26 protein-coding genes and 2 pseudogenes are annotated in these 25389 nt (G+C 70.8%); 13 read left to right on the top strand and 15 right to left on the bottom strand.

Annotation, left to right across the window (positions count from 1 at the left end; genetic code table 11):
• Positions 1-136: 136 nt before the first annotated feature.
• From ACTMMA_RS10580 to ACTMMA_RS10570, 3 genes are read left to right on the top strand one after another with little or no spacing between them, the layout of a single operon-like run.
• A complete protein-coding gene (locus ACTMMA_RS10580; RefSeq protein WP_441188762.1) occupies positions 137-1486 on the top strand; it encodes a Mu transposase domain-containing protein in 1350 nt (449 codons plus the stop codon).
• Positions 1483-2328: an IS21-like element helper ATPase IstB gene (gene istB / locus ACTMMA_RS10575; RefSeq protein ID WP_441188763.1), complete on the top strand. Its 846-nt coding sequence runs from the start codon at positions 1483-1485 to the stop codon at positions 2326-2328. Before ACTMMA_RS10580 ends, istB begins: the two co-directional genes overlap by 4 nt.
• A gap of 12 nt (positions 2329-2340) precedes the next feature.
• Complete coding sequence (locus tag ACTMMA_RS10570; RefSeq protein ID WP_441190087.1) at positions 2341-2793, top strand: dihydrofolate reductase family protein; 453 nt, start codon at positions 2341-2343, stop codon at positions 2791-2793.
• A gap of 15 nt (positions 2794-2808) precedes the next feature.
• Here the strand turns inward: ACTMMA_RS10570 and ACTMMA_RS10565 are convergent, their stop codons facing one another.
• Positions 2809-3129, bottom strand: a complete 321-nt coding sequence (locus ACTMMA_RS10565; RefSeq protein WP_441190086.1) for a putative quinol monooxygenase — start codon at positions 3127-3129, stop codon at positions 2809-2811.
• Positions 3130-3189: 60 nt separating this feature from the next.
• On the opposite strand from ACTMMA_RS10565, the gene ACTMMA_RS10560 reads away from it, so the two are divergent.
• Entirely contained in the window at positions 3190-3579 is a 390-nt protein-coding gene (locus tag ACTMMA_RS10560) for a helix-turn-helix domain-containing protein (protein WP_441190085.1), read from the top strand.
• A gap of 31 nt (positions 3580-3610) precedes the next feature.
• Here ACTMMA_RS10560 and ACTMMA_RS18195 read toward each other — a convergent pair.
• Both ACTMMA_RS18195 and ACTMMA_RS10555 read right to left on the bottom strand, forming a co-directional pair.
• Positions 3611-3664 (bottom strand): annotated as a pseudogene (locus ACTMMA_RS18195) (hypothetical protein); the annotation flags it as partial.
• A gap of 697 nt (positions 3665-4361) precedes the next feature.
• Positions 4362-5675 (bottom strand): hypothetical protein, encoded by a 1314-nt coding sequence (locus tag ACTMMA_RS10555; RefSeq protein ID WP_441190084.1) that lies wholly within the window; start codon positions 5673-5675, stop codon positions 4362-4364.
• A gap of 271 nt (positions 5676-5946) precedes the next feature.
• Here ACTMMA_RS10555 and ACTMMA_RS10550 point away from each other — a divergent pair, with 271 nt between their 5' ends.
• The gene (locus ACTMMA_RS10550) at positions 5947-7773 is read left to right on the top strand and encodes a Type 1 glutamine amidotransferase-like domain-containing protein (protein ID WP_441190083.1); all 1827 of its coding nucleotides are present in this window, start codon (positions 5947-5949) and stop codon (positions 7771-7773) included.
• 17 nt (positions 7774-7790) lie between these two features.
• Here ACTMMA_RS10550 and ACTMMA_RS10545 read toward each other — a convergent pair whose 3' ends face one another.
• From ACTMMA_RS10545 to ACTMMA_RS10535, 3 genes and pseudogenes are all read right to left on the bottom strand, one after another.
• Positions 7791-7916 (bottom strand): hypothetical protein, encoded by a 126-nt coding sequence (locus tag ACTMMA_RS10545; protein ID WP_441190093.1) that lies wholly within the window; start codon positions 7914-7916, stop codon positions 7791-7793.
• A gap of 53 nt (positions 7917-7969) precedes the next feature.
• Positions 7970-8170, bottom strand: a pseudogene (locus tag ACTMMA_RS10540) (nuclear transport factor 2 family protein); the annotation flags it as partial.
• An 84-nt stretch (positions 8171-8254) separates the two neighbouring features.
• Complete coding sequence (locus tag ACTMMA_RS10535) at positions 8255-9235, bottom strand: DMT family transporter (RefSeq protein WP_441190082.1); 981 nt, start codon at positions 9233-9235, stop codon at positions 8255-8257.
• On the opposite strand from ACTMMA_RS10535, the gene ACTMMA_RS10530 reads away from it, so the two are divergent.
• Positions 9179-10072 (top strand): DUF2804 domain-containing protein, encoded by an 894-nt coding sequence (locus ACTMMA_RS10530; protein ID WP_441190091.1) that lies wholly within the window; start codon positions 9179-9181, stop codon positions 10070-10072. The genes ACTMMA_RS10535 and ACTMMA_RS10530 overlap by 57 nt on opposite strands.
• A 26-nt stretch (positions 10073-10098) precedes the next feature.
• On the opposite strand, the gene ACTMMA_RS10525 is transcribed toward ACTMMA_RS10530, so the two are convergent.
• The 3 genes from ACTMMA_RS10525 to ACTMMA_RS10515 are packed head-to-tail and all read right to left on the bottom strand — an operon-like array spanning position 10099 to position 11695.
• Complete coding sequence (locus ACTMMA_RS10525; RefSeq protein WP_441190081.1) at positions 10099-11055, bottom strand: ERCC4 domain-containing protein; 957 nt, start codon at positions 11053-11055, stop codon at positions 10099-10101.
• A gap of 32 nt (positions 11056-11087) precedes the next feature.
• Entirely contained in the window at positions 11088-11489 is a 402-nt protein-coding gene (gene vapC / locus ACTMMA_RS10520; protein WP_441190080.1) for a type II toxin-antitoxin system VapC family toxin, read from the bottom strand.
• The gene (locus ACTMMA_RS10515) at positions 11486-11695 is read right to left on the bottom strand and encodes a type II toxin-antitoxin system VapB family antitoxin (RefSeq protein ID WP_441190079.1); all 210 of its coding nucleotides are present in this window, start codon (positions 11693-11695) and stop codon (positions 11486-11488) included. Before ACTMMA_RS10515 ends, vapC begins: the two co-directional genes overlap by 4 nt.
• Positions 11696-11766: 71 nt before the next feature.
• Between ACTMMA_RS10515 and ACTMMA_RS10510 the strand changes: the two genes are divergently transcribed.
• From ACTMMA_RS10510 to ACTMMA_RS10490, 5 genes are all read left to right on the top strand, one after another.
• On the top strand, positions 11767-12300 hold the full coding sequence (locus tag ACTMMA_RS10510; protein WP_441190078.1) for a 2Fe-2S iron-sulfur cluster-binding protein: 534 nt from the start codon (positions 11767-11769) through the stop codon (positions 12298-12300).
• A complete protein-coding gene (locus tag ACTMMA_RS10505) occupies positions 12297-13334 on the top strand; it encodes an FAD binding domain-containing protein (RefSeq protein WP_441190077.1) in 1038 nt (345 codons plus the stop codon). Before ACTMMA_RS10510 ends, ACTMMA_RS10505 begins: the two co-directional genes overlap by 4 nt.
• Positions 13331-15508, top strand: a complete 2178-nt coding sequence (locus ACTMMA_RS10500; protein WP_441190076.1) for a xanthine dehydrogenase family protein molybdopterin-binding subunit — start codon at positions 13331-13333, stop codon at positions 15506-15508. The genes ACTMMA_RS10505 and ACTMMA_RS10500 overlap by 4 nt, the downstream gene beginning before the upstream one ends.
• Positions 15509-15596: 88 nt before the next feature.
• Positions 15597-15962: an SRPBCC family protein gene (locus ACTMMA_RS10495; RefSeq protein ID WP_441190075.1), complete on the top strand. Its 366-nt coding sequence runs from the start codon at positions 15597-15599 to the stop codon at positions 15960-15962.
• A gap of 167 nt (positions 15963-16129) precedes the next feature.
• Positions 16130-17041, top strand: coding sequence for a DUF3048 domain-containing protein (locus ACTMMA_RS10490; RefSeq protein WP_441190074.1), 912 nt, complete (start codon positions 16130-16132; stop codon positions 17039-17041).
• Between the two features lie 66 nt (positions 17042-17107).
• Here the strand turns inward: ACTMMA_RS10490 and ACTMMA_RS10485 are convergent, their stop codons facing one another.
• Together ACTMMA_RS10485 and ACTMMA_RS10480 are read right to left on the bottom strand one after the other, a co-directional pair.
• Complete coding sequence (locus ACTMMA_RS10485) at positions 17108-17545, bottom strand: PH domain-containing protein (RefSeq protein WP_441190073.1); 438 nt, start codon at positions 17543-17545, stop codon at positions 17108-17110.
• 43 nt (positions 17546-17588) lie between these two features.
• Positions 17589-19172, bottom strand: a complete 1584-nt coding sequence (locus ACTMMA_RS10480) for an inorganic phosphate transporter (protein ID WP_441190072.1) — start codon at positions 19170-19172, stop codon at positions 17589-17591.
• Positions 19173-19382: 210 nt separating this feature from the next.
• On the opposite strand from ACTMMA_RS10480, the gene ACTMMA_RS10475 reads away from it, so the two are divergent.
• Entirely contained in the window at positions 19383-20723 is a 1341-nt protein-coding gene (locus ACTMMA_RS10475) for an HNH endonuclease signature motif containing protein (RefSeq protein ID WP_441190071.1), read from the top strand.
• Positions 20724-20879: 156 nt separating this feature from the next.
• Positions 20880-21254 carry a VOC family protein gene (locus tag ACTMMA_RS10470; RefSeq protein WP_441190070.1) on the top strand — a complete coding sequence of 125 codons (375 nt, stop codon included), beginning with the start codon at positions 20880-20882 and terminating at the stop codon, positions 21252-21254.
• Positions 21255-21477: 223 nt separating this feature from the next.
• Here the strand turns inward: ACTMMA_RS10470 and ACTMMA_RS10465 are convergent, their stop codons facing one another.
• The 4 genes from ACTMMA_RS10465 to ACTMMA_RS10450 form a co-directional block, all read right to left on the bottom strand.
• Positions 21478-21984: a hypothetical protein gene (locus tag ACTMMA_RS10465; RefSeq protein ID WP_441190069.1), complete on the bottom strand. Its 507-nt coding sequence runs from the start codon at positions 21982-21984 to the stop codon at positions 21478-21480.
• A 137-nt stretch (positions 21985-22121) separates the two neighbouring features.
• Entirely contained in the window at positions 22122-23180 is a 1059-nt protein-coding gene (locus ACTMMA_RS10460; RefSeq protein WP_441190068.1) for a glycosyltransferase family 4 protein, read from the bottom strand.
• Positions 23177-23959, bottom strand: a complete 783-nt coding sequence (locus tag ACTMMA_RS10455) for a TVP38/TMEM64 family protein (protein WP_441190067.1) — start codon at positions 23957-23959, stop codon at positions 23177-23179. Before ACTMMA_RS10455 ends, ACTMMA_RS10460 begins: the two co-directional genes overlap by 4 nt.
• Entirely contained in the window at positions 23956-25140 is a 1185-nt protein-coding gene (locus ACTMMA_RS10450; RefSeq protein WP_441190066.1) for a glycosyltransferase, read from the bottom strand. Before ACTMMA_RS10450 ends, ACTMMA_RS10455 begins: the two co-directional genes overlap by 4 nt.
• Positions 25141-25389 lie beyond the last annotated feature (249 nt).

Genomic DNA, 25389 nt, shown 5'->3' with positions numbered 1-25389 from the left:
TGACGGCGCTCAGGTGAATCTCCCCAGTTCTGCTCACTGAAATTCCCCACCCTGTGGCCCCATCCGGGGACGGGCGGGGCTCCTTCGATGATGGCGGTCTCTGACCACACGCCTACTCGAAGGAGCCCCTCGTCCCATGCTGTCACGGGAGGAAGACATCGAAGTTCACGCGTTGGCCCGGCAGGGCTGGACGATCTCAGCGATCGCCCGGCATCTGGGTCGGGACCGTAAGACCATCCGCGCCTACCTGCGCGGAGACCGGGCCGCGGGCGTCCGCAAGCCGGCGGGGCAGGACCCGTTCGAGCCGTTCGTGGACTACGTCCGCGCCCGGCTGGCCGAGGACCCGCACCTGTGGGCGATGACCCTGTACGACGAGGTCGTCGAGCTGGGGTACGACAAGGCCTACTCCACCTTCACCCGGCAGGTCCGCACCCGCGGGCTGCGCCCGCACTGCGAACCGTGCGCCGGCACGAAGGGCCGCCCGGCGGCGGTGATCGAGCACCCACCGGGTGAGGAGACCCAGTGGGACTGGGTCGAGCTGCCGGACCCGCCCGAGCACTGGGGCTGGGGCACCAAGGCGTTCCTGCTCGTCGGTGCCCTGGCCCACTCCGGCCGGTGGCGCGGCGTGCTGTGCCCTTCGATGGACCAGGCTCACCTCATCGGCGCCCTCGACCGCGTGACCAGAGCGCTCGGCGGGCTCACGCGCTCGTGGCGGTTCGACCGGATGGCCACCGTGTGCCACCCGGCCACCGGGCGTGTGTCCGCGTCGTTCGCCGCGGTGGCCAAGCACTACGGCGTCGGTGTGGAGATCTGCCCGCCGCGGCGCGGCAACCGCAAGGGCGTGGTGGAGAAGGCCAACCACACCGCCGCCCAACGCTGGTGGCGCACCCTGGCCGACGAGGTCACCGTGGAGCAGGCGCAGGCGTCGTTGGACAAGTTCTGCACCACCCGTGGCGATGCCCGCATGCGGCCCGGCGGCCCCGACGGGAAGGCCTCCGTGCTCACCCTCGCCGCCAAGGAACCGCTGGCCCCGGTCCCGACCGTCCCGTTCCCCGCGTCGATCACCGAGGAGAGGGTCGTCTCGGCGCAGGCGCTGGTGGCCTGGCGCGGCAACTTCTACTCCGTCGCCCCCGAGCTCGCCCGTGCCCAGGTGACCGTCACCTGGCGCCTGGGCAGCACGCGCATCGACATCGCCACCACCTCCGGGACGGTGATCGCCCGGCACGAGCTCGCCCCCGACGGTGCTGGCGTCATGGTCCGCGAGCACGCCCACGTCACCGCGCTCGAGGCGCGCGTCCTCGCCGGGCACGACGCCTCTGTGCCGCACCGGCGCAAGGAACGCATCCCACCCGGCCCCGCAGCCCAGGCAGCCGCGCAGGCGCTGCGCGCCCGCCACCAACCCGAGCCCGCCACCACCGCGGACGTGGTCATCGACCTGTCCGCCTACGACAAAGCAGCCCGAGGAAGGAACACCCTGACCCGATGAACACCACACCCACGACCGCGACGACGACCGAGGCGCTGCCGGCGCCGATGATCACCAGCCAGGCGTCGACCTACCAGCAGCTGCGCTCCCACCTGGCCGCGTTGAAGCTGCACGCCGCCGCCGAGCACCTGCCCACCGTCCTGGCAACCGCCGCCGAGCAGGGGTGGTCGATGACCGCGACGTTGGAGCACCTGCTCGCCCGCGAGGTTGAGGCGACCGAGGCCCGCAAGCTCGCCGGCCGGCTCCGGTTCGCCTCACTGCCCACCCCGGCCACCCTGGCCGACTTCGACTTCGACGCCGCCCCGAACGTCGACCGCAAGCTCATCGACGAACTGGCCACCTGCCGGTACCTGGAGTCGGCGACCAACGTGCTGCTCATCGGCCCGCCCGGCGTCGGCAAGACGCACCTGGCCGTCGGCCTGGGCCGGGCCGCGGCCGAGGCCGGGTACCGCACCTACTTCACCACCGCCGCCGATCTGGCCGCCCGGTGCCACCGCGCCGCGATCGAAGGACGCTGGGCCACCACCATGCGCTTCTTCGCCGGCCCAACCCTGCTCATCATCGACGAGCTGGGCTACCTGCCGCTGCCCGGCGAGGCCGCCTCCGCGCTGTTCCAGGTCGTCTCCCAGCGCTACCTCAAGACGTCCATCGTGCTCACCACCAACCGCGGCGTCGCATCCTGGGGCGAGGTCCTAGGCGACAGCACCGTCGCCGCAGCCATGCTCGACCGGCTCCTGCACCGCTCCGTCGTGCTCAACCTCGAAGGCGACTCCTACCGGCTGCGCGACCACCACGCCCGCCAGGGCACCCTGCGAGCCGCCACCCGCCAACCCCTACACTGACCACCGCCCAAGGTGGGGAAATTCAGTGAGCATCACTGGGGAACTTCGACGAGCCTCGTCAGCCGCGTCACCTTCGAGGCCTTCCGCGGCTACTGGCCCGACCACGCGGACGACGGCACCGGCATCAGCGCGGAGCTGGACCAGGTCCGCAAGGTCGTCGTCTCGTCCACGATGACCGACCCGCAGTGGCAGAACTCCGAGGTGCTCGGGCCCGACTGGCTCGACCAGGTCCGCGCGCTCAAGGCCGAGGACGGCGACGGCCAGATCGTGGTCACCGGCAGCATCTCGATCTGTCACGCGCTCTTCGAGGCGGGGCTGGTGGACGAGATCAACCTCTTCGTCTTTCCCGTCGTCCAGGGGAGGGGCCGCGGCCTCGTCCCGGAGGGTATGGAGCTCGACCTCGACCTGATCCGGTCGAGGACCTTCGACAGCGGGGCGGTGCTGCTCGGCTACCGCACCCGCTGACGGGATCTGTGGGTCTCAGTCGACCTTGAGCTCACCCATCTCGTCCCACCCGTCGCCGTCGACCTGGCGGGAGACTATCTTGGGGGTGGCGGTGATGTGCGGGCGCATGGCCTCGATGCCCTCCTTGAAGTGGGGGCTGGCCACGTGGGCGGAGGCGCCCTCGTCGGTGAAGGCCTCGACGAGGACGAACTCGTTGGGGTCCTCGACGCTGCGCGACCACTCGAAGAAGATGTTGCCCTCCTCGGCGCGGCACTTGGTGGTGTAGTCGTGGACGATGTCCATCCACTGCTCGGCGGACTCGGGCTTGACGGGGAACTTGACGACGATGAAGTACATGCCCGCATCGTGGTGACACCGGCGCCGCACGTCAAGGGGGGCATGGGCCACACTGGCGGTGTGACCGAGGGAGCCCGCGCCGTCCGCCGCACGCTCGCGCTGCTCGAGGCGGTCGCCGACCGCGGCGGCGCCAGCGCCAAGGAGCTGGCCCAGGAGCTCGACCTGCCGCTGCCGACCGTCTACCGCCTCGCCGGCAGCCTGGTCGACCTCGACTACCTGGTCCACATCAAGGGCGCGGCCCGCTACGAGCTGGGCTACAAGCTGCACGGCCTGGGCGTCTCGCTGCACCGGCAGATCGGCCTCTCGGCACAGGTCCGCCGCGAGATCGTGAGCCTGCACCAGCAGACGGGGTATGCGGCATACCTCTCGGTCCGCAGGGGGACCAGACTGGCCCTGATCTTCGTCGCGGACTCCCCGGAGTGTCCCCGTCTGCAGCCGATGACCTCCTGAAGGTGCGCGAGTACCAGTCGCCGCCTCCGGCCGAGGTGAACGAGTAGGAGCGCCCGTCCTGCCAGGAGCGCGCCCGTCCTGCCAGGAGCGACTGACGCCCTCACCGAAGTTCACGTACCAGTCGATCCCGTTCCACGCCGCACGTTTGGCACCGCGGCCCGTACGAGTACCCTCGGCGACAGGCTCCCCACTTTCCTCACTGGCGAACCACGATCGTGCCAGGTACTGCCGTTCGTCGTCCTCCAGGAAGGAGAAGAACACTGCGTTGATCGGGACTCCAAACTCGCGCAGGTAGGTAACGATGCGTTCTGAGCTTGGGTCGAGGGAGGAAGCCACGACCGTGAGGCGCAGGTCGGCATTGATCTCGTCTGGGACCGGCGCATCGTCGAAGGCCTCCGCAAAGGCTGGCCCAGATGGGCTGAGGCTCGGGCGATGATCTCCTCGCGGTCAAGCGTGGAGATCCATGAACCGTAGTCAAGGAGTTGCGTGATGACTTCGCGGGGTGTCTTGTCCCTCTTCAACTCCAACACGTGGACTGTGCTTTCGACATCGATCGCCAGAAGATCTATTCGCGTGTTGTACGGAGTGGTCACCTGGCGCCCGATCACCAGAACCTTTTCACCCAGCAGCGACGGGTCTTTCTCCAAGGATCCTTCCAGGAGTGACTCCAAGGGCATCATCGATGGAGTCAGTCGTCGGGGTTGTTCACCATCGACCCGCCAGATTCCCATTTCAGTCGGCATGCTCTTCAGTCTTCCCTACAGCCTGACGGAGCAAGCGGGTCAATCCTCATCACGCGCGCGGCGCCTGAAGTCGAGCGCGCGCATCTTCCGGACCGCCGCGCTGCCCCGCTCCTCAACCGCCTGGCCCGCCACGCGCGCCCGGTCGGTGGCTCGCGTGCCGACGGCGCCGATCGCCTGACCCGTCGCGCGAGCCCGGTCCGCTGCCCTGCTCCCCGCCGTACCCACCGCGGAGGAAGCCTCTCCCATCAGCCCACGCGCGGCGTGTGTCCACGACATGCCGGAGACGTCACCGCCATCACCGATCTGGAGATCGACGTGCTCGGCGAAAGCGTCGATCGACTCCGCGATGGCGCCTGCATGCCGCGTGACTCGTGGTGCGCTGAGGGGATTGACGACACGTACGGCATTGCTCAGGCGCGTGGCGGTGACGACCGACCCTGCGACCGAGTTCAGGGCCTGGGAGATCATGCCGAGCCGTTTGTCGCGGGCCACGGTGATGCCTTGTCGATGGTCGTCTAGCTGGTGCGGGTGCTGGTCTGCCAGATGCTCCAGCTCGAGGATGTACTGCCGGTCCTGGAGCGAGATGGTCCTCGCGAGCACCCCGAGCCAGAACTGTGCGTCCTCCTCGGCCGCCGCGAGCGTCTTTGCCGTTCGGTCCGGGTCGCCGGTGGCCTTCTCTACGTCCTCGGCGATGGTGGCCAGCTGCGCGACGGCCTCGGCCTGCATCGACTGCAGCGCGAATGGCGCCGACTGGATCTTCGACCAGGTCGTCCCGGAGACAGTGCCGGTGGCCTCGAAGATCGCGTAGGCCTCGTCGATCGCCATCGTCACGCCGCCTATCTGGCCCAGCGCCTCGATCTTGCGCTGCTTGAGGAGCTTGTCGAGCTTGGCGTCGATGACCTCGAGGTAGGCCGTGATGTCGGAGAGTGCGGACTCGAGGGCATATTGAGTGGCGATGGAGCCCAGGACGGCGGGGGCTGCGGGGGTGAGGAGGGCGCCCTTAGAGAGGTTCTCGATCTTGAGCTGGTGAGCGAACTTCTTGTTCTTGCCACGGAGGACGCCGGAGATGTAGCCATCCTTGTCGATGGAGTGCTCTTTGAGCCTCTTGAGCTGGGTAGCTGACTCCTTGGTGAGCTTGACCCAGCGCCCGCTCTGGGCTGACAGCTGTCCGGCGGCTGTCGCGGCGTGTCCGGTGGCGCGGGCCAGGCTTCTAGAGGAGACAACGCGGGAGAGACCGCCGAGCTCGCGGTCGAGGTGCGCGAGCACGTCCTCCCCGCCGAAGAGGAGGATCCCGTCTCCGGACTCGAAGACCGTGACCGTGTCGGAATGGTGCGCGTCGCCTTTTGTGCCCATCAGCGGGAGGTCACCTCGGCTGTTGTCGGGATCGCACCTCAAGGCGGCGTGATCTGGGCCCAGCGTATCGAGGGGTGACCAAGCCGCGGGCTACTCACACACCGGCAGGGCCGTGGGCAATCTCGCCACTGACGTGGGTGGCCCCTCATTCAGTTCTTGTGGGGGTGCCCTGGGAACTCATCAACACGCCTGACGGTAAAGACTTGGTCAAGGGCCTCGTCCCAGCGCGCGGTCGGGCGTAGGTTGCCAGACAACACCCAAGGAGGTCACCATGTCCCGTCGCGCCCTCGCCACGACCCTCGCCCTCTGCCTCGCCGGCACGCTGCTGCCGACGACCGCCATCGCGGCCGATCCGGACGCGCCACGGACGCTGACCCCGATCGGCGGCGGCTACAGCACCGAGTCGCTCCAGGGCTTCGCACACGAGGTGATCGATAACGCGACCGGCGCCACCGTCGACCTCTACGTCATCCCCAGCAGCTATGGCGACGACCCCGCCGACCGGGAAGAGAACCTGCGCCTGGCCCAGCAGCGCACCGACCAGATCGAGGCGGTCTGCGACGGTGTGGTCGACCGCGCGCAGTTCCCCGGAGGCTGCGAGGGCACCCTGCTCCCGCTGCTGGCCCGCGAGGACGCGCTCGACCCGGCGCACTCCGGCGCGCTCGCCGATCCGGAGACCGACGGCGTCTACGTCCTCGGCGGCGACCAGGTGCTGGCCATGCACGTGCTGGCCAACACCCCGGCCGAGGCCAACCTCGCGACCGCCTATGCGCAGGGCGTCGTCGTCGGCGGCACCAGCGCCGGCAATGCGGTCGAGTCGCGCTCGATGGGCGCCGGTTATCCGGCGCCCGGCTATCCGGAGAACGCGCTCGAGCGCGACATGTCGCTCATCTTCTGGGGCGACGACCTGGCCAGCGAGGAGCGCGGCCTGTCCTTCGGTCTGCAGGACGCGATCCTCGACCAGCACTTCTACGAGCGCGGCCGATTCGGTCGCCTCTTGTCGTGGACCGGCCAGTCGGTCGCGAGGTATGGCGATCCCGGCAAGCTGGGCATCGGCGTCGACTGGGGGACCGCCCCGGTGATCGAGGACGAGCAGCGGATCGTCGACGTCTTCGGCGCGAGCTCGGTGACGCTGCAGGACATGAGCCGGGCGACCGGTCTGGACTGGGTCGGCCCACGCGACACCCTCTCGGTGCAGGACGTGCTCACCCATCTGGTCGCGCCGGGGACCGGAGTGACCTACGACATCGGCGCGCGCACCGCATACCTCGACGGGGTTCCGGTCCCCGTGACCGGGCCCACGCTCGCGCCCGACCTGGCCGTGGCCGGCCGCGCCCCGCTCTGGCTCGGGGGCGGGGACAACGACTCCGCGGACTCGCAGCCGCTCGCCGAGCTTGTCGCGGCGGCCCAGGCAGGCACCCCCGGCCGCTCGCCAGGCAAGCTGGTCGTCATCACCGCGGGGTATCCGGATCAGGCGGCGGTCGACGCGGCTGCCGCGGCCTACGCGGACGCGGTGCGCGAGCTGGGCTGGCGCGGCCGGGTTGACGTGGTGCCGGTCGAGCGGCTCACACCCGGCAGCCTCCGCGGGGTGCAGGGAGCGCTCTTCGTCGGCGGTGACCAGTCGCTCATGGGCGAGGAGGTCGCCGATTCTGACCTGCGGCGCGTGCTGGCCGGTGCGGTCGGCCGGATTCCGGTGCTGACCGACGGTGCCGCGACGGCAGTGATGGGGGAGCGCTATGTCCCCGCGCCGGACCCGACGACGCAGGACGAGTCGATCGAGGAGTTCATGGTCGACGGCGTGGACACGGCCCCCGCGCTCGGGATCGTCGAGGGCGTCACGCTGGAGCCGATGCTGACCCGCGAGCAGCGGTGGGGCCGGCTCTACGGCGCTGCCCACGACGACCCGGCACTGCTGTCCGTGGGTGTCAGCGAGATGACCGCGCTCCAGCTGGACGCCTCCGGCGGCGAAGTGGTTGGCGAGCGGTCGGTCATCACCCTGGACGGGGCGAGCACGAAATGGTTGGCCGGCAGCAACCGTGCGCTGGGTGCTGTGAATGCGTGGATGGACGTCTTCGGGCCGGGGGACGAGATCGACTGAGTCATGACGATCGCGTGTCATTCCCGGCGGGGCGGATCTGAGACGCTGCGACAGGAGCGGGTGCCACGGGGAGCATCCATACCGACGTCGGTCCAGACCTCGACGTTGTCGACGATGAGGCCGTCACGGACGGTGATGAACATCGCGACCTCGAAGTGGTTGAGCTCATCGTCGACCCAGCCGGTGGAGTGGCCCGACCGGCGGCACGATCGTGCTCGCCGATGCAGTCCTCGAGCGTGAACCGGTCGAAGCCGGGGTAGTCGGCGTTGAAGCGGACCCAGCCGTCGCGGTCGAAGGTCTCGCCGGTGTGCACGAGCCGGCAGGTGAAGTCCTCGTGCAGCAGCGCGGCCAGCCCGGCCCAGTCGTGGGTGTCAATCGAGGCTGCCAGGCGTTGCATCATCCGGCGGCGTCGTGCGTCATGGCTCTCACCGTGCCACCGCGCGGCGTCGTCCACAGGCTGTTGCCGGGACCGGCTCGGATTCTAGGGCCGGTCGAGACTTGGGGTTGCCGATGGGGAGCCGGTCTCGTGGACGGCGGGGAGCCGGGAGCGCTGCTCGTGCAGGGACAGCGCGACGACGGTGACGAGCACGACCCCGATGCCCAGCCATTGGGTGGGTGAGGGGCGAGTGGCGAACGCGACGACCCCGACGAGCGCCGCCGTCAGCGGGAAGGTCAGCTCGGCCAGCGTCGCGCGGGAGGCAGGCGTGCGGCCCAGGGCGAGGTAGTAGAGGACCATCGCGAGCAGGCCGGGCAGCAGTGCGAGGGCGACGATCGGGGGCCAGGCGCGGGCCGGCACGCCGAGCGGGGTCGAGGTCAGCGCCACCACCGTGCCGAGGGTGACCAGCCCGACCGTGAAGCGCAGGGCCGTGAGGTCGACGAACCTCAGCGCGGCGCTCGCCCCACGGCCCAGGACCGTCCCGGCCGCCCACAGCGTGGCGGCGCCGAGTGCCAGCAGCGCCGGCCGGGCCGATGCCACCGAGACCTGGAGCGGGTCGCTGAAGGCGATGAGCCACGCGCCGACCAGGGCCGGGACCAGGAAGGCCAGATAGCTCCTCCGCAGACGCTCCCCGAGCAGGGCGGCGGCCAGGGCGAGGGCGATGAGGGGCTGCAGCTTCTGCAGGACCTGCGGCGTCACCGGGTCGCCGAGGCGGAAGGCGGCCGTGAAGAGCACCGTCGCCAGCGCCGACGACCCGCCCCCGATGACCAGGACAGACAGCTGAGTGCGGCGGCTAGCGGCCCGGAGGCGACGCACCGCCGGGACCAGCCACGGCAGCGTCACGAGCGTGAGGAGCGCGTGCTCCCAGAAGACGATGGTCAGCGACGGCAGCTCACGGCTCAGAGGTCCTCGCCACAGCGCCGACAGTCCCCACAGCGAGGCCGCCAGCGCGACCAGCCAGGTGCGGTCCTGCTCACGGTATGCGGTGTCTCGGCTCGCCGGGCTCGTCCCGACCGTGGTGCTCACCGGGACAGGGTATCCGGCGGGGTCGGGGTCGTCGTCTCCGGCCTGGACTACGCGGCGCTGCACAGCATCTACGTCCTGGACCGCGAGACCGGGCAGGAGACCAACCGTGAGGTCGTGGTGCCTCTCGGTCGCAGGGCGCTCCTGCCCGAGCGCAGCGGTGGCGGGCCGGCGTCGGGTCGGGGCAAGGGCCTGTCCGTCGACATCCGCGAGGACGTGGGCACGACCACATTGCAGGCCCGGTCCAAGGGCGTCGAGCTCGACCTGACCATCCCTGGCGCGGGGGAGCGGGACGCGCTCGCCGTGGTCGTGCCGTGGAGCGAGCGCCGCTTCCAGCTCACGCTCAAGGACGTGGGCCGTCCGGTCGCCGGGACCCTCCTGCTGGAGGGGAAGCCGCATACCTTCGCCGAGGGCGACTCCTTCGCCGTGCTGGACCACGGGCGGGGGAAGTGGCCCTATGCCGTCCGGTGGAACTGGGCTGCCGGCTCGCGTCCCGACGGCGACCTGGCGGTCCAGCTCGGTGGCAGGTGGACCGACGGGACCGGCCAGACCGAGAACGGCCTCATCGTCGACGGCCGGCTGCACAAGATCCACGGGGACCTGACCTGGACCTACGACCGCGACGACTGGATGCGGCCGTGGCGGATCCACGGGGCGCGGGTCGACGTGGAGCTGGTGCCCTTCCACGAGAGGGTGGCCAAGACCCAGCTGGGCGTCGTCGCGTCCGAGACGCACCAGTGCTTCGGGACCTTTCGCGGGTGGGTCCTCGACGACGTTGGGGAGCGGATCGTGGTCGACAGCCTGACCGGCTGGGCCGAGGAGGCACGGCAGCGCTGGTGAGTCCGCAGCTGGCCGCCCGCAGCCCATCAGTCGCTGGACCGGCGTGCGAAGGCCGCGAGCACCTCGGCGGGGATCCGGCCGCGGTCGGACACCGCATACCCCTCCCGTCGTGCCCAGGCGCGCACCTGCGCCGGTGACGGGGTCGACGCCGTCGGCAGCGGGCTCGCCTCCAGGTCGACGTGCCTGGTCTCGGCAGCGTGGACCAGGGCGGCGGCGAGGAAGCGGTAGGTCCACTCCTGCGCCAGGGCCCGCGTCTCACAGAAGACGATCGGCACGCCGGGGAAGCGCGCCTGGCACTCGCCGAGGCCGTCCGCGACGACGGCGGGGCGCACCCGGTCGAGCTTGAAGATCGAGGAGTAGCGGTCCTCCACGACGACCGCGGCCGTCGGCAGCGCCGCGAGGTCGGCCAGAAGATAACGCATCTTGCCGCTGGTCAACGTGCTCACCAGGTCCTGCAGCGACTTGCGCTCCACCGAGGCCACGACCTCCTCGCCGACGGTCACCGCGTAGTCGCCCGCAGGCAGGGCCCGTCGGACCGTGGTCGCCTGCTGGTGCTCGAACTTCCAGGCATAGCGCTCGTGGCTGTCCACCACGATCTCCAACTCGCTGACCCCCGAGCCGCGGGCGGTCGGCAGCGCCACGGCAGGACGGGCCTGCTTGGCGGTGCGGGCCGTCTGCCAGAAGATCGCCTCGCGGCCGCCGCGGATGCGGGTCAGCACGAACTGGGAGCGGTTCTCCCGGCCACGGTCGAGCACCAGGTCGATGCTCGCGCCGCGGCGCACGCAGGAGCGGACCGGCACCTGCTCCAGGATCTCGGGGTCGCGCGGCCAGCCGACGGCGCGGTGGCAGTAGACCTTGCCCGTCCGGGGCCACATCTCCTTGGCCTTGAGCACGATGCCGTCGGGCCCCGACGGGATCCGCAGGAGGTAGGGCAGCGTGGTGCCCTCCTCCGGGTTGCGGGCGATCATGAAGTCTTCGGGCACGATGTCAGGGTATGGGGTGGGGGTGAGCCTCTTCAGCCAAGGAGGGAGACGGTCTGCAGGCCGCAGTGCCGCCTCAGCACCTCGAAGTCCCGGTCGTGATGCAGGACGGTGGCGCCGAGGCGCAGAGCGACGGAGGCGATGAGGCAGTCGCCCAGGCTGCGGACCACGTCGCCGCCCCGACGGCACTGGCGTTGGAGCCGGGCGGCGCTGAGCGAGTCCACGACCGGCTCCAGGGGGACCACGTCGAAGGACTCCAGCAGTCGTTGGCGGCGCGCCGCGAGCGCCTCGTCGCCGCTGCCGCTGAGCAGCTCCAGAAGGACGGTCTCGGGGACCAGCACCGGGTCCTGCCGGCGCAGCATCGCCTCGAGGTGGTCGCCGGCGCGGGAGGGGCCGGGGCGGAGGAACTCGATCCAGACCGAGGTGTCGACGATCACTCTTCGGCCGTCCAGGCGCCCTCGATCTCCTCGTTGGTCGTCTCGAAGCCGCTGCCGCGCATGGCGAGGATCTCCTCGAGGGGCAGGGGCTCACGCACGAGCTGGCGCAGGGCGAAGTCGACCGCAGACCGCTTCGAGTCCAGGCGGTAGCGCGCCATGACCGTGGCGACGAGGTCGTCGTCGAGATCGATGTTCGTGCGCGTCATGGTGTGATGATACACCTGGATGTGTAGAGACTCAGGAGGACGAACGGCCACCTCACTGACAAGGTCGAATCATGGTTCCTCCTCCCGTTCCCACACGGCTCACTGTCAACGGCCAGGAGCACCGCCTCGAGCTCGACCCGCGGGTCAGCGTGCTCGACGCGCTGCGCGACCGGCTCGGGGTGACGTCGGTCAAGAAGGGCTGCGACCACGGGCAGTGCGGGGCGTGCACGGTGATCGCCGACGGGCGGCGGATCCTGAGCTGCCTGGCGCTCGCGGTGTCCTACGACGGGGCCGAGGTCACCACGGCCGAGGGCCTGGGCACGGTCGAAGACCTGGGCGAGGTGCAGGAGGCCTTCGTCGAGCGCGACGCGCTCCAGTGCGGCTACTGCACGCCCGGGCAGATCTGCTCGGCCGAGGGGATGCTCACCGAGGCCCGGGAGGGTATGCCGTCCCACGTCACCTCCGACGTCTCCGCCCAGGGCCCGGTCCGGCTCACCGCCGAGGAGATCCGGGAGCGGATGAGCGGCAACCTGTGCCGGTGCGGGGCCTACGACCACATCCTGGCCGCGATCACCGACGTGGCGAGGGCGAGGGGGCTGGTGTGAAGGCCTTCGACTACGTGCGGGCAGGCTCGGTCGCCGAGGCGCTCGAGCTGGCTGGCGAGCCCCTGGCTGATGGCCCCGGTCCGATCAGTGACCACGGGGCGGAGGTGGGGGAGACCGCATACCTGGCAGGTGGCACCAATCTCGTGGACCACCTGCGGCTCAACATCCGCCGGCCTGGGCGACTGGTCGACGTCAGCCGCCTGGACCTCGGCGGGGTCGAGGAGACCGAGGGCGGGGCCTTGAGGATCGGCGCCAACGTCCGCAACGCCGACCTGGCCGCACACCCGCTGGTGCGTGAGCGCTACCCGTTCGTCAGCGAGGCGCTGCTCGCCGGGGCGTCGGGGCAGATCCGGGCGATGGCCACGACCGGCGGCAACCTGCTGCAGCGCACGCGCTGCGTCTACTTCCAGGACCTGAGCACGCCGTGCAACAAGCGCGAGCCGGGCACGGGCTGCTCGGCGCGGGAGGGCTTCGGCACCTACAACGCGCTGATCGGCGCCTCCGAGCACTGCGTGGCCGTGCACCCCTCCGACCTGTGCGTGCCGCTGGCGGCGCTGGATTCGCTCGTCCACGTCGTGGGGCCGGCGGAGGAGCGCGTGATCCCGTTCGGCGAGCTGCACCGGCTGCCGGGCGACGAGCCGCAGCGCGACACCACGCTGGAGCCGGGGGAGCTGATCACCGCGGTCGAGCTGCCGCCGCTGCCCTGGGCGCGGAGGTCGCGCTATCGCAAGGTGCGGGACCGGGCGTCCTACGCGTTCGCGCTCGTGTCGGTCGCGGCGGCGCTGGACGTCGAGAACGGGGTGGTCCGCGACGTGCGGCTGGCTCTGGGCGGCGTCTCCCACCGGCCGCACCGCGCGCTGACCGCCGAGGGGCTGCTCCGTGGTGGACCTGCCACCGCCGAGAGCTTCACCGCGGCGATCGAGGCCGAGCTGGCCGCGGCGGAGCCGGGCAGCGACAACGCCTACAAGATCCCGATGCTCACCCGCACCGTCACCGCGGTGCTGGAGGACCTGGCCGGGGGGAGGGCGCGATGACCCAGACGGAGACGCTGCCGGGGGAGACGAGCGCCACCACCACGGCGCCGCCGTCCACCGCGACGTCGAGCCAGGAGTCACCTGCCCGCAGCGTCGGCAGCGAGGTCCGCCGCGTCGACGGGCCGCTCAAGGTGACCGGGACGGCGCCCTATGCCTACGAGCACGAGGTCGAGGATCCCTGCTACCTCTGGCCGGTCGTCTCGACCATCGCGCGGGGCACGATCGCGGCGATCGACACCGCCGCCGCCCTCGCCGTGCCCGGCGTGATCGGCGTCCTCACCCACGAGGACGCGCCGCGGCTGCGGGTCCGGACCGACGCCGAGCTGTGGGTCCTCCAGAACGCCGACGTCCACCACCGCAACCAGATCGTCGCCGGCGTGATCGCCGAGACACCCGAGGCTGCGCGCGAGGGGGCCGAGCTGGTCGAGATCACCTATGTCGAGCAGCCGGCCAAGATCCACTTCGACCCCCAGGACCCCGAGGCGACCAGCCCGCGGCTGGTGCTGATGAGACCCGGCACCGAGACCAAGGGTGACCTCGAGCAGGGCTGGCGAGAGGCCGCATACCGGATCGATCAGGAGTATGCGCACCCCGCGCAGTTCCACGCGCAGATGGAGCCGCACGCCGTCACCGCCGTCTGGCACGACACCAGCGCGCTCGACCCGCGGGCGACGCGGTTGACGCTCCTCGACGGCAACCAGGGGCCGATCGCGCACCGGATGCTGCTCGCGCCGCTGCTCGGCCTGCTGCCGCACCAGCTGGAGATCGTCTCGCCCTACGTCGGAGGCGGGTTCGGCGGCAAGGCGCTGCCGCATCCGCACCTGGTGCTCGCGGCGCTGGCGGCCAAGGTGGTCGGGCCGCGGCCGGTGAAGCTTGCGCTGACCCGGCAGCTGATGTTCGCGCTGACCGGGCACCGCGGGGAGAGCAGCCAGCACGTGCGGCTGGGGGCCGACGCCCAGGGCCGGCTGACCGCGGTCGAGCACGTGTCGACGCAGGGGACTGCCCGGATCAAGCCGAGCTGCGACCAGGCGGTCTTCGCCACGCGGATGATGTATGCGGTGCCCCACCGCCGCACCGAGCACCGGGTCGTCGAGTTGGACATCCCGCCCACGACGTGGATGCGCGCGCCGGGGGAGTTCAGCGGGATGTTCGCCCTCGAGTGCGCGATGGACGAGCTGGCGCACGCGGCCGGGCTAGACCCGATCGAGCTGCGCGTGCGCAACGAGCCGGACGTCGATCCGGAGAACGGGAAACACTGGGGCACACGGGCTCTGATCCCGTGCATGCGACGCGGCGCCGAGCTCTTCGGGTGGTCGGAGCGGCAGGCGCCCGGGCAGCGGCGGGAGGGGGAGTGGCTCGTCGGGCTCGGCATGGCGGCGGCGTCCTTCCCGTGGACGCACTTCTTCGGGCTCTTCGCCGGGATGCGCTTCACCGGAGGCAGGTATGTCGTGGAGCTGCAGGCCTCCGACATCGGCACCGGGGCGCACACCGTGCTGCGGCAGATCGCGGCCGATGCGCTCGGGGTCGGCGTGGATCAGGTGGAGACCGACATCGGGCGGACCGGGGTGCCGATGGCCTTCCTGGCCGGCGGCAGCTCGGGGACCTACGAGTGGGGCAACGCGGTCGTCGCGGCCTCGGAGAAGTTCCGGAAGAGGTATGGGGATGCGCCGCCGGAGGGTGCGTCCGTCACCGCCAGGGGTGGCCCGCCGCGCGGGGCCAGGTCCCGGTCGCTGCACGCCTTCGGCGCGCACTTCGCCGAGGTGGCCGTGTCGCGGGTGACCGCGGAGGTGAGGGTGAGGCGCCTGCTGGGCGTCTACGCCGCCGGCACGATCATCAACCCGCGGACGGCGCGCAGCCAGATGATCGGCGGGATGACGATGGCGATGTCCGGGGTGCTGCTGGAGGAGTCCTACCGCGACCCGCGCTTCGGCCACGTCGTCAACGGGGACCTGGCCGGCTATCACGTGGCGGCGCACGCGGACGTGCCGCAGATGGACGTGGAGTTCCTGCCCGAGTTCGACCCATGGTTCGGCGCGACCGGGGCGAAGGGGATCGGGGAGCTGTCGATGGTCGGGACGCCCGCCTCGATCGCCAACGCGATCTTCAACGCCACCGGTCAGCGGGTGCGGGAGATGCCGATCACGCCGAAGCGGCTGCTGGAGCTGGAGGTTTAGGGCGACCGTCAGGCGCTGGGTCCGACCGCTGGAGTGTGCAGGCGTCTCGGCACGACGCACCGGGCCCGGCGGTGCCAGGATGCGTCCCATGGAGCCGCAGCGCATCGCCGTGGAGATCGACGCCCCGCCGGAGCGGGTCTGGGAGGTGCTGGTCGACGTCGAGGCGTGGCCGGGGTGGACCGAGAGGGTCACGAGTGTGGAACGCCTCGACGACGGGCCGCTGGCCGTGGGGAGCCGGGCGCGGATCCGGCAGCCGAAGCTCCCGGCGACCGAGTATGTCGTGACCGAGCTGGACGCCGGGCGCGGCTTCACCTGGGTGGCGAAGGGCTCCGGCGTGCAGACCACGGCGCGCCACCAGGTCGAGGGATCGCGGACGGACGGAGCCGGGTCGAGCTGTCGGTGGCGCAGGAGGGCTGGCTGGGGTCGGTCATGGGTCGCGCCTGCCGTCGGCTGACGGACCGCTACCTGGCCAACGAGGCCGAGGGGCTCAAGGCGCGGAGCGAGGGCAGACGCTGACGGGGGCCATCAGAGGACGCCTACCGGATGCTACGTACGGGGGCCGAAGGGGATCATCGTGATGCTGTCGGAGGCGCTGGGGTAGGACGCGCCCCCGAGACGGCCGTGACCAGCGCACGCGCCGACGAGGTCGAGGTGACCACGGAGGCGCCCGAGGCGCCCGAGGAGGTCGGCCGGCCGATGGAGGGCGGGCCGGTGCTCGCGGTGAAGATCGATCACGTCGACCCCGCCTACCCGCGGTCCGGGATCGGGTCGGCCGACGTCGTCTACGTGGACGAGGTGGAGCACGGTATGACGCGGCTCATGGCGATCTTCTCCTCCGAGCTGCCCAAGGTCGTCGGGCCCGTGCGCAGCGCCCGCCCGAACGACCCGACGGTCGTGGCCAACTACGGGACGGAGGTGCCGCTGGTCTTCTCCGGGTCCTCGAAGCGCACCAAGGAGTATCTCGACGCCGGCACCCAGGTCTCGGTGACCGACAACGGTCCCGGCTTCAGGCGCGACAGCTCGCGGGTGGCGCCGCACAACCTCTACGGCGACCCGGAGGTGCTGCTCGAGCGCGGGGGTGGCGGCCACCCGCCGGAGGACGTCGGCTTCCGGTTCGGCGACCCGGCTCCGGGCGGGAAGAAGGCGACGTCGGTGGCCACGAACTATCCGGCGTCGCGGATGCGGGCGAGTTATGACGCGACGTCCAAGACCTTCGAGATCAGCACGAACGGCAAGGTCGAGATCGACGCGATCACCGGCGACCCCGTCGCGCCCCGGACGATCGTGGTCCAGGAGGTCGAGATGCACGAGTCGAAGAACGTCACGCGCAGCGGCACCAGCCCCGAGGCCCAGCTCGTCGGGGAGGGCCAGGTGATCGTCCTGCGCGACGGCAAGGCATGGGAGGGGGAGTGGAGCAGGGAGGACGACGAGGCCCCGACGGAGCTCACCGTCGACGGGGAGGTGCTGACCTTCGCCGACGGGCCGGTGTGGATCTGGCTGGCGCGGCCGGACCAGGCGGTAGAGGTCCGCTGACCCGCCTTCCACCCAGGGCGCCGGCTGCCGGGGAGGGGAGACGCCCCATACCCCCGGCCGAGGAGCTCAGTCCGGGAGAGGTGAGGTGTCCGCCGTGCCCGAAGGCCCGGGGCGCAGCCCTTCGAGGTGGCGCAGCTCGGAGAGCGTCACGTGGGCGAGGGGGATCTGCCTCCCGTCGCGGAGGGTGGCGTGGACGGTCGCGGTCGGGCGGCCGTTCTTGCTCGCGGCGAGGTCGGCCACGTCGTGCCACGGGATCGTGCGGGTGGCGATATTGGTGACCCTGAGGCCGTCGGCGTCGGCGCTGGTGCCCATCCTCGCCATCAGCAGGATGCAGCTGGCGGTCAGCACGTTGAGGCCCGGGGCCAGGAGATCTCGCTGGCTGCGCCCGCCGACGAGGGCGAGACCCAGGACCACCAGGGTCACGGTCGCGAAGACGATCGCGAAGATGCGGAACCAGCGGGGCAGCCCCCAGCGGGTGCCGGTCATGGTCTCCTGACGCGCCATCGGCCCTCCTCGCTCGCCGTCCTCGGCAGGCCCGAAGCCCCGCTCAGACCATCATGCCGCGCAGCACGAAGTAGAACAGCGCGCCGAGGAAGGCGGAGGCCGGCACGGTGATGATCCACGCCGCCACGATGCGGAACAGGTGCGAGCGACGGACGAGCTGGCGCTTGAGCGCCTTCTTGAGCTTGCGCTGCTGGGCGGCGTCGATGACCGCCGCGTGCCCCATGTCACGCAGCTGGGCGAGCATCTCGCGCTTGGTCTCCGCGTCGGCGTTGACGAACTCGTAGAGGGTCCGCTCCACCTCCGCGATGTGCTCGTCGCCCTGGTGGCTGTGCAGCACGTCCTCGACGGCCTTGGCCATGCGCTGGTCGAGATACTCACGCAGGAAGCCGACGCCGAAGATGCCGCCGAGCGCGACGTGGGTGGAGCTGACCGGCAGGCCGAGCTGGCTGGCGACGATGACCGTCAGGGCGGCCGCGAGGGCGATGCAGAAGGCGCGCGAGCGGTCGAGCTCGGTGATCTCGGAGCCGACAGTGCGGATGAGACGGGGACCGAAGAGCGCCAGCCCGAGCGAGATGCCGACGGCACCGATGAGGAGGACCCACAGCGGGATGCCGGCCTCGCCGTCGCCGCTGGAGCCGACGTGGGACAGCGCCTCCACGACCCCGGCGAGCGGCCCGACGGCGTTGGCGACGTCGTTGGCGCCGTGGGCGAAGGACAGCAGTGCCGCCGCGAAGATCAGGGGCAGGGTGAAGAGGTCGTTGACGCCCTCGCGGGACTGCTGGAGATCGGGGGCGCGGCGGGCGATCCGCGGGCGGGTGAGCGCGAAGGTGATGACGCCGGCGACGAGGCCGAGCCCGAAGGCGACCGGGGTGCTGACGGAGGCGACGTTCTGCACACCCTTGAGGGCGAGGTATGTGGTGAACGTCCAGGCCATCAGGCCCAGCAGGTAGGGCAGGTAGCGGGTGGCGGCCTGGACGGGGTCAGCCTTCCACAGCACCTTGCGCTCCAGGACGTAGAGCAGCCCGGCGGCGAGCAGGCCGCCGACGACGGGGGAGATGACCCAGCTGGCGGCGATGTTGCCCATGACCGGCCAGTTGACGATCGAGACGCCGGCCGCGGCGATCCCCCCGCCCATCACCCCGCCGACGATCGAGTGGGTCGTCGAGACGGGCGCGCCCAGCCAGGTGGCCACGTTGAGCCAGATGGCGGCGCCCAGGAGGGCGCCGATCATCACCCAGACGAAGACCATCGGATCGGCGATGTCCGCGGGATCGATGATGCCGCTCTTGACCGTGCTGACGACCTCGCCGCCGGCGATGAGGGCACCGGCCGCCTCGAAGACCGCCGCGATGACGATCGCGGTGCCCAGGGTCATGGCCTTCGAGCCGACTGCGGGCCCGACGTTGTTGGCGACGTCGTTGGCGCCGATGTTCATGGCCATGTAGCCGCCGATCAGCGCGGCCGTGATGAGCAGCCAGGAGTGCTCGATGTGGCCGAACTGCTGGCGGGTGAAGATGAGGACCGCTCCGAGGAAGACCGCGGCGAGCGCGAGATTGCGCAGCTTGGTCGGGGCCTCGCTGGTGATCTTCTCGACCGGGGGATACTCGGACAGCTTGACCGGGGGCATCGCTCGCCTTCTGCCGCACGGGGTGGGAGGGGGCAGGGGTCCAGGCTCGGACGACGTGCGGTCACCTGACGTTAACGGTCCAGCCATTCGGTGGCAATCTGCTGGTCACTGCGGGTTCGGGGTGCGGAGTGCGGCCTGGGAGGTCGCGGTCCGGTCCCGGCAGGTGGTGGTGGGGCAGGTCTGTCAGTGGTCTCTCATACATTTGTTCGTATGAAGCAACCTGGGTGGGGAGGTGACGTTCCCCGGACGACGGCGGCCGAGCTCGCGGCGGGGAGCGGGCTGCCCGGGGCACGGATGCCGGGGGAGGTCCTGGCCAGCGGTTTGCGGGACGCGGGGCGCGGTCTGTTCCGGGTGGGCGTGGCGGCGGGCGACAGCGTGCGCTTCCAGGACGCCGAGGTGGACGAGGCGCTGGAGGCTGTCGGTCGGGTCAGTGCCGCTCTGATGCGGGTCCGTCTCCGGATGGCCTGCGAGGCGGCGGAGCGTGGTCTGCACCTCGAGTCCGGCCACAGCCTGCCGGACTGGCTGGCCCTGCGCTGCCCCGAGCTGGCCCGCCCGGTCCTGCTCGACCTCGCGAGGATCGCGGCGGCCTCGCGCGAGAAGGACCACGAGCCGCTCGTGACGGCCGTGCTGGAGGGGCGGGTGGAGCTGGAGCGGTCGGGGCAGGTGCACAAGGCGCTGCAGCGTGTGCGGGGCGCGATGACTCCGGAGCAGTATGCCGATGCCGTCACCTTGATGACCGACGCCGCCAGCAACCCGATGTTCGAGCGGGCGGACATCGACAAGGTGGTCAACAAGCTGCTGCGGACCGTGCTGACCGAGCGGGAGCGGGACGAGCGGGAGCGCTCGAAGCACGAGCTGCGGGACGTCCACGAGTCCAACCTGGCCGACGGCTCGGTCAAGAGGCTGATCTGGACCTTCGGCAGCGACGAGGACTATGAGCGGGTCCGGGCGATCATGATGTCCCCGCTGGCCGCTCCGGCCTCGGCCGAGGAGCAGGAGGCGACCGGTGAGGTCGACTCCCGGGTCCCTGGGCAGCGGCGCTATGACGCGCTGATGACGGTCTTCGAGCGCGGCGTCGCCGGCACGAAGGGTCAGCCGACCACGCCCAAGGCCAAGCTCATCGTGGCGATCGACTTCGACATCCTGCTGCGGATGCTGGCGGACGCCGACCCGTCCCTGCCCGGCGCGGGCGAGACGATGGAGGGCGCGACGATCACCGCTGCCGTGGCGAGGCGGCTCGCGTGCGACGCAGAGATCATCCCGATGGTGCTGGGATCCGACAGCGAGATCCTCGACCAGGGCCGGGCCGTGCGGCTCGTCACCCCCGGTCAACGGCTCGCGCTGGCCAAGCGCGACGGAGGGTGCACGATCCCTGGCTGCACCGTGCCCTCGACCTGGTGCGACGCCCATCACGTCATCCACTGGGGCCGCGGCGGCGACTCGGACCTGAGCAACTACGCCCTGCTGTGCCCACGGCACCACACGTGGGTGCACCAGCACGACAAGACCGCGACGGTCACGGCGCTCGGCGTCACCTGGCATCTGAGATGACCCCGCCCCGCACCCGGCCGGAGACGGCCGGGCCACAGGCATGCCCGGACGTGGTCCGTGGGCGGATTTCAGGGTGCGGCACGGCCAGGCTTCGCTATATCTGGGCGCGGACACGTCGGGGAAGGTCCGGCGCGCAGACCGGGCAAGGAGAATCTGATGCAGGACGCCAGAATCTGCTTGTGGCGCAATGACGACGCGCTGGAGGTCGCCACCTTCTACACCGAGCTCTTCGACGACGCCGAGATCCAGGAGGTGCGCCCTGCGGTGCGCCCAGAGGACGCCGACCTGCCCGCCGGCCGGGGCGTGGGGGTGACCGTCGACTTCCGGGTCGGCCCCCTGCTGATGCAGACTCTCAACGGAGGGGATGACCGGGACTACGACGAGTCGATGTCCGTGGCCATCATCACCGAGGACCAGGCCGAGACCGACCGGGTCTGGGAGGCCCTGATCGCCGATGGCGGCCGCGAGGACGGTGCGGGTGGTGCGTCGACCGCTACGGCGTGCGCTGGCAGGTCGTCCCGCGAGAGGTGATGGAGGCCTTCGAGAGCGACGACGCCGGAGCCCGGGGCCGCGCCATCGAGGTGATGATGACCCAGACCCGGATGATCGTGGAGCCCATCGTCTCCGCGGCGCGGTCCGGAAGCTAGCCTCCCCGCAGCACTCGTCCGAGGCAGACGCGAGAGTCCGCCAGAGGTGGCGGGGCTCTCCTGCGTCAGTGACCAGTCATGGGCGACCGCAACTCACTGACCAGAGGTCACATCAGGCAGCTCAGCGCCGGCCCCATCAGGTCCTTGGTCGCCTCCTCCTCCTTGCCCTGGAAGAGCAGGGAGAACATCTTCTTCATGGCGGCGTCGTCCAGCGCCTCGGCGAAGCACTTCTGCTGCTCCTCGGTGAGCGTGCCGTCGGCGGCGAGCTCGTCGGCCATCATCTTCTGCGTGTCGACGCAGCCCACGATGGTCTCGGCCGCCCCGTCCGCGTCGCCGGCCTCCATGGTGACCCCGCCCACGGCCTCGTTGGCCGTCAGGTCCTCGTTGAGGAGGCCGTACTCCTTGAGCTTGTCCACCCCGATCTTTTCGACCATGCCCTCGCCGATGCAGTCGGCCTGCTCCTGGTCGACGGTCAGCGAGTCGTCGCTGGTCTCCATCATCGACTGCGAGATGGCCTCGGCCGCCTTGGCCTCGTCTCCGCCACCGCCGCAGGCGGTCAGGGTGAGCGAGAGGGCGAGCCCTCCGGCCAGCATCAGCCAGCGGGTCTTCTTCATCGGATCTCCCCTTGTCCTCGGGCCCGAGCCCGCCCACGTGTCGGCCCTCGGCCCAGCGAACAGGTCCCCGCTCGCCGTTCAGGACGTTATCAGGGACCTCCCACGAAGGAGCGAAGGTTCGCCGACCACGAGGGCACTCAGGCGAGGGGCGCACCCGCTCGACTGCCGCATACCGACCCATAGATCTGGACCAGCCGCTCCGCCGCCGCAGCACTGTCGAAGCGCTCCCGGACCGCCTCCGACCGCTCCGCCCACTGCTGGTAGGCCTCGGGGTCCTCCTTGAGCAGCGTGATCGCCTCGCCGAAGGTCTCGTCCCGGCACCGGAGGACATCATCGGCGAAGGTGTCGTCGTACTCCGGGATGTCGCGCGCCACGAGCGGCAGCCCGACCCCGGCAGCCTCGAGGATGCACATCGGGTGGTTCTCCTGCTCGGCCGGCAGGCAGAAGACGTCCGCGGCCTGCAGGTACTTCTTCACCTCCGGGTGCGGGACCACATCGGTGCAGCGCAGGTTCGGCAGGTCGCCGGCCCGGTCCATCAGCTTCTTCATCGCGCCGTAGTCGGCCCCTATGTGCTTGAACGGGATGCCCCCGACCCACACGAAGAGCACGTCCGGATGCTCACGCGCGAGCCTTTCGAAGATGTCGACGCGCTTGCGCGGCTGCACCTGCCCGACGCCGACGACCACGAACCGGTCGGACTCGATGCCCAGCTCGTCGCGCGCTGCCGCCCGGTCCTGCGGCGTCGTCCGGTAGGCCGCCATGTCGATCGTGTTGTAGAGCACCTCGACCTTGGCGGGGTCGACCTTGAGCTCGCTCTCCAGCGCCCGCGCGACGGTCCGGGAGACGGCCAGGACCTTGTCGGCCCGCCCGTAGAACCACTGCATGTAGCGGCGCGCCACCGGGCGCCAGTGCTTCGCGCCGCGGATCGATCCGATCAAGGAGTCGGGTATGACGTGCGCCGACACCACCTTCTTGGCGCGGCGGTCCAGGATCTTGGGCCACATCTTCGACCCCAGCGTGTGCAGGTGGTAGACGTCGCAGTCCACGCGCCGGCCGTAGTCGCCCCGGACGAGCCGGACGTCATCTCGACGCTCCAGCGCCGTGGCCAGCTCGACATAGGCGGTGTGCACGCCGTGCCCCTGCACGGAGACGTCGCTCTCGCTGGCCATGTTGACCGTCAGCACGCGCCCGCTCATGCCAGCAACCACGGGAACCAGATGGACAGGATCTTCAGGATCCCGAAGACGTAGAGGATCAGCGCCCACGGCTTGAGCAGCAGGATCGTGATCAGGAAGGTCCGCCAGCGCATGCTGGAGAGCCCGGCGAGATAGCAGATCAGGTCGTCCGGCGCGACGGGCAGCGCGATCGCCAGCGCGAACCACCGGGCGAAGTGCCGGTGCTGCAGCCACCCCAGGTAGCGCTCGACCGTCGAGGGCCGGAAGCGCGTGTAGAGCAGCTCGTGACCGACGTTCCTCGACAGCGCGAAGACCGCGGTCGACCCCAGGCAGGTCGCGGCATAGGCGGTGAAGAAACCCACGAGCGGGCCGAAGAGCACCGGGGCCGCGATGAGCGTCACCGACCCGGGCACCACCGGGAAGATGGCCTCGCTGGCCCCCATCAACGTGTAGACCGCCGGCGCCAAGGGGCCGAAGCCGTCGACGAACGCGCGCAGCCGGTCGATGTCGGTCAGCACCCCGGACTGGACGCCCCCGATCACCATCGCCACGATCGTCAGCCACCCGACGACGGTCACCCGCCGCGACCACCTCAGGAAAGCGGCGGCCTTGGGCGTGGGCGTCAGCCTCTCTTCGCGCCTCATCTCCACCACCTCATCCCCGGCCCCTGCGGCGGCCACCCCCGGCTGCGCCTTCTCCACGGTATGCGGCAGCGCACCTCTGCGCGCGGCCGGCGCCGTGTGGAGGTGGGGGTGGGTGGTCGTCCCCGCCTTGCGCCGTCCCGCCGCGATGGTCGTCATGCTGCCCACCGGGCGGTGCCGATCGCGCACAGCGCGCGGTCGTAGGCGGCGCAGATCGCCTCGACGAAGCTGCCGCGGCCGTAGCCGGAGGCCGTCTTCAGCGCGCCCTCGCTCCAGCGGGACCGCTGCTCCGGGTCGCCCAGCATGGTGCTCAGCGCCGCGGTGAACTCCTCCGGGGTGCTGTAGCGGCGGCCGTTGACGTCGTCCAGGACGATCCCGTCCAGCGAGCTGTCGTCCCGGCACAGCACCGGGACCCCGCAGGCCAGCGCCTCGAGATAGGTCAACCCCTGGGTCTCGCTCATCGAGCCGGAGACGAAGATGTCGGCCAGCCGGTAGAACTCCGGCACCCTGGTCGGCTCGATCGCGCCGACGAAGCGGACGCGCTGCGCGATCCCCAGGCGCTCGACCTGCCGCCGCAGCTGCCCCGCCAGGGGACCGTCGCCAGCGACCACCAGCTGCCAGGGCTCCTCGACGGTGGCCAGCAGGTCGATGACCTCGGTGATGTTCTTCTCGGCCGCGAGCCGGCCCAGGCTGAGGATGACGGGGATGTCCGGGTCGAGCCCTAGCGAGGCCCGCAGCTCGGGGGAGCCGTCGCCGGGCGTGAAGCGGGTCAGGTCGACGCCGGTGGGCACGACCGCGATCGGCACGCGCACGCCATAGCTCTTGAGCAGCTTCTCGATCTTGGCCGTTGGGGCGATGACCGTGTCGGTGCGGTTGAGGGTGCGGCGCGCGAAGGAGGCGCACAGGGCCCGTCCTGCCCGTTCGTGCGGGAAGAAGTAGTGCGTGTAGTCCGCGTAGAGCGTGTGGTAGGTGTGCACGTGCGGCACGGCGAGGCGGTTGGCCAGGCGGCGGGCCCACCAGAACACGCTGAACTCGGTGTGGCTGTGCAGCACCTCCGGGCGCCAGTCCACCAGCGCGGAGAAGAGGTCGCGGTCCAGGGGCCGGCCGATCCGCGCGTGCGGGTAGATGTGGCTGGCGTCCATCGACGGCACCCGGTAGATTTGCCCGTCGAAGGTCGTGCGACGGGTCGGTCCGACCGTGAGCACCCGCACCTCGTGACCGGCCTCGATCAGGCCCATGCGCAGCTCGTCGATCGAGGTGACGACGCCGTTGACGGTGGGGCGGTAGGAGTCCGTGAGCAGGAGGATCCTGCGCGGACGCACGGGGTGGAGTCGCTGCATACCTTGATCGTGTCTGCGAGAGGCCGAGTGCGTCATCGGCCCGGGGTATCCGTTCGGAGAGACCATGGTCGTAGTCATCGGTGACCGCCGTCCGTCTTCAGGCTGATGAGCAGGTGAACGTCCATGGCTCCAGCGTCGCGGCAGCAGACGTGCGGCACGAGGGTGCGACCCTCCCGAGCGTCGGGGGGATAGCCCTACGAGGCGAGGGGTCGAACGATCCCGGAGCGGCAGCGCCACCCGGGCGGACTC

Origin of the sequence: Ornithinimicrobium panacihumi (assembly GCF_052073805.1) — a bacterium.
Lineage (GTDB): Bacteria > Actinomycetota > Actinomycetes > Actinomycetales > Dermatophilaceae > Ornithinicoccus > Ornithinicoccus panacihumi.
The sequence above is the reverse complement of the archived record's forward strand: the minus strand, read 5'-3'. Positions and strand labels throughout refer to the sequence as shown.

Bases quoted from the DNA above. Each gene is read 5' to 3' on its own strand.
- ACTMMA_RS10580 (WP_441188762.1), top strand. From the start codon at position 137: ATGCTGTCACGGGAGGAAGACATCGAAGTTCACGCGTTGGCCCGGCAG.
- istB (WP_441188763.1), top strand. From the start codon at position 1,483: ATGAACACCACACCCACGACCGCGACGACGACCGAGGCGCTGCCGGCG.
- ACTMMA_RS10565 (WP_441190086.1), bottom strand. From the start codon at position 3,129: ATGTACTTCATCGTCGTCAAGTTCCCCGTCAAGCCCGAGTCCGCCGAG.
- ACTMMA_RS10555 (WP_441190084.1), bottom strand. From the start codon at position 5,675: ATGGGCACAAAAGGCGACGCGCACCATTCCGACACGGTCACGGTCTTC.
- ACTMMA_RS10550 (WP_441190083.1), top strand. From the start codon at position 5,947: ATGTCCCGTCGCGCCCTCGCCACGACCCTCGCCCTCTGCCTCGCCGGC.
- ACTMMA_RS10545 (WP_441190093.1), bottom strand. From the start codon at position 7,916: ATGTTCATCACCGTCCGTGACGGCCTCATCGTCGACAACGTCGAGGTC.
- ACTMMA_RS10515 (WP_441190079.1), bottom strand. From the start codon at position 11,695: ATGACGCGCACGAACATCGATCTCGACGACGACCTCGTCGCCACGGTC.
- ACTMMA_RS10510 (WP_441190078.1), top strand. From the start codon at position 11,767: ATGGTTCCTCCTCCCGTTCCCACACGGCTCACTGTCAACGGCCAGGAG.
- ACTMMA_RS10500 (WP_441190076.1), top strand. From the start codon at position 13,331: ATGACCCAGACGGAGACGCTGCCGGGGGAGACGAGCGCCACCACCACG.
- ACTMMA_RS10495 (WP_441190075.1), top strand. From the start codon at position 15,597: ATGGAGCCGCAGCGCATCGCCGTGGAGATCGACGCCCCGCCGGAGCGG.
- ACTMMA_RS10485 (WP_441190073.1), bottom strand. From the start codon at position 17,545: ATGGCGCGTCAGGAGACCATGACCGGCACCCGCTGGGGGCTGCCCCGC.
- ACTMMA_RS10480 (WP_441190072.1), bottom strand. From the start codon at position 19,172: ATGCCCCCGGTCAAGCTGTCCGAGTATCCCCCGGTCGAGAAGATCACC.
- ACTMMA_RS10475 (WP_441190071.1), top strand. From the start codon at position 19,383: ATGAAGCAACCTGGGTGGGGAGGTGACGTTCCCCGGACGACGGCGGCC.
- ACTMMA_RS10470 (WP_441190070.1), top strand. From the start codon at position 20,880: ATGCAGGACGCCAGAATCTGCTTGTGGCGCAATGACGACGCGCTGGAG.
- ACTMMA_RS10465 (WP_441190069.1), bottom strand. From the start codon at position 21,984: ATGAAGAAGACCCGCTGGCTGATGCTGGCCGGAGGGCTCGCCCTCTCG.
- ACTMMA_RS10460 (WP_441190068.1), bottom strand. From the start codon at position 23,180: ATGAGCGGGCGCGTGCTGACGGTCAACATGGCCAGCGAGAGCGACGTC.
- ACTMMA_RS10455 (WP_441190067.1), bottom strand. From the start codon at position 23,959: ATGACGACCATCGCGGCGGGACGGCGCAAGGCGGGGACGACCACCCAC.
- ACTMMA_RS10450 (WP_441190066.1), bottom strand. From the start codon at position 25,140: ATGCAGCGACTCCACCCCGTGCGTCCGCGCAGGATCCTCCTGCTCACG.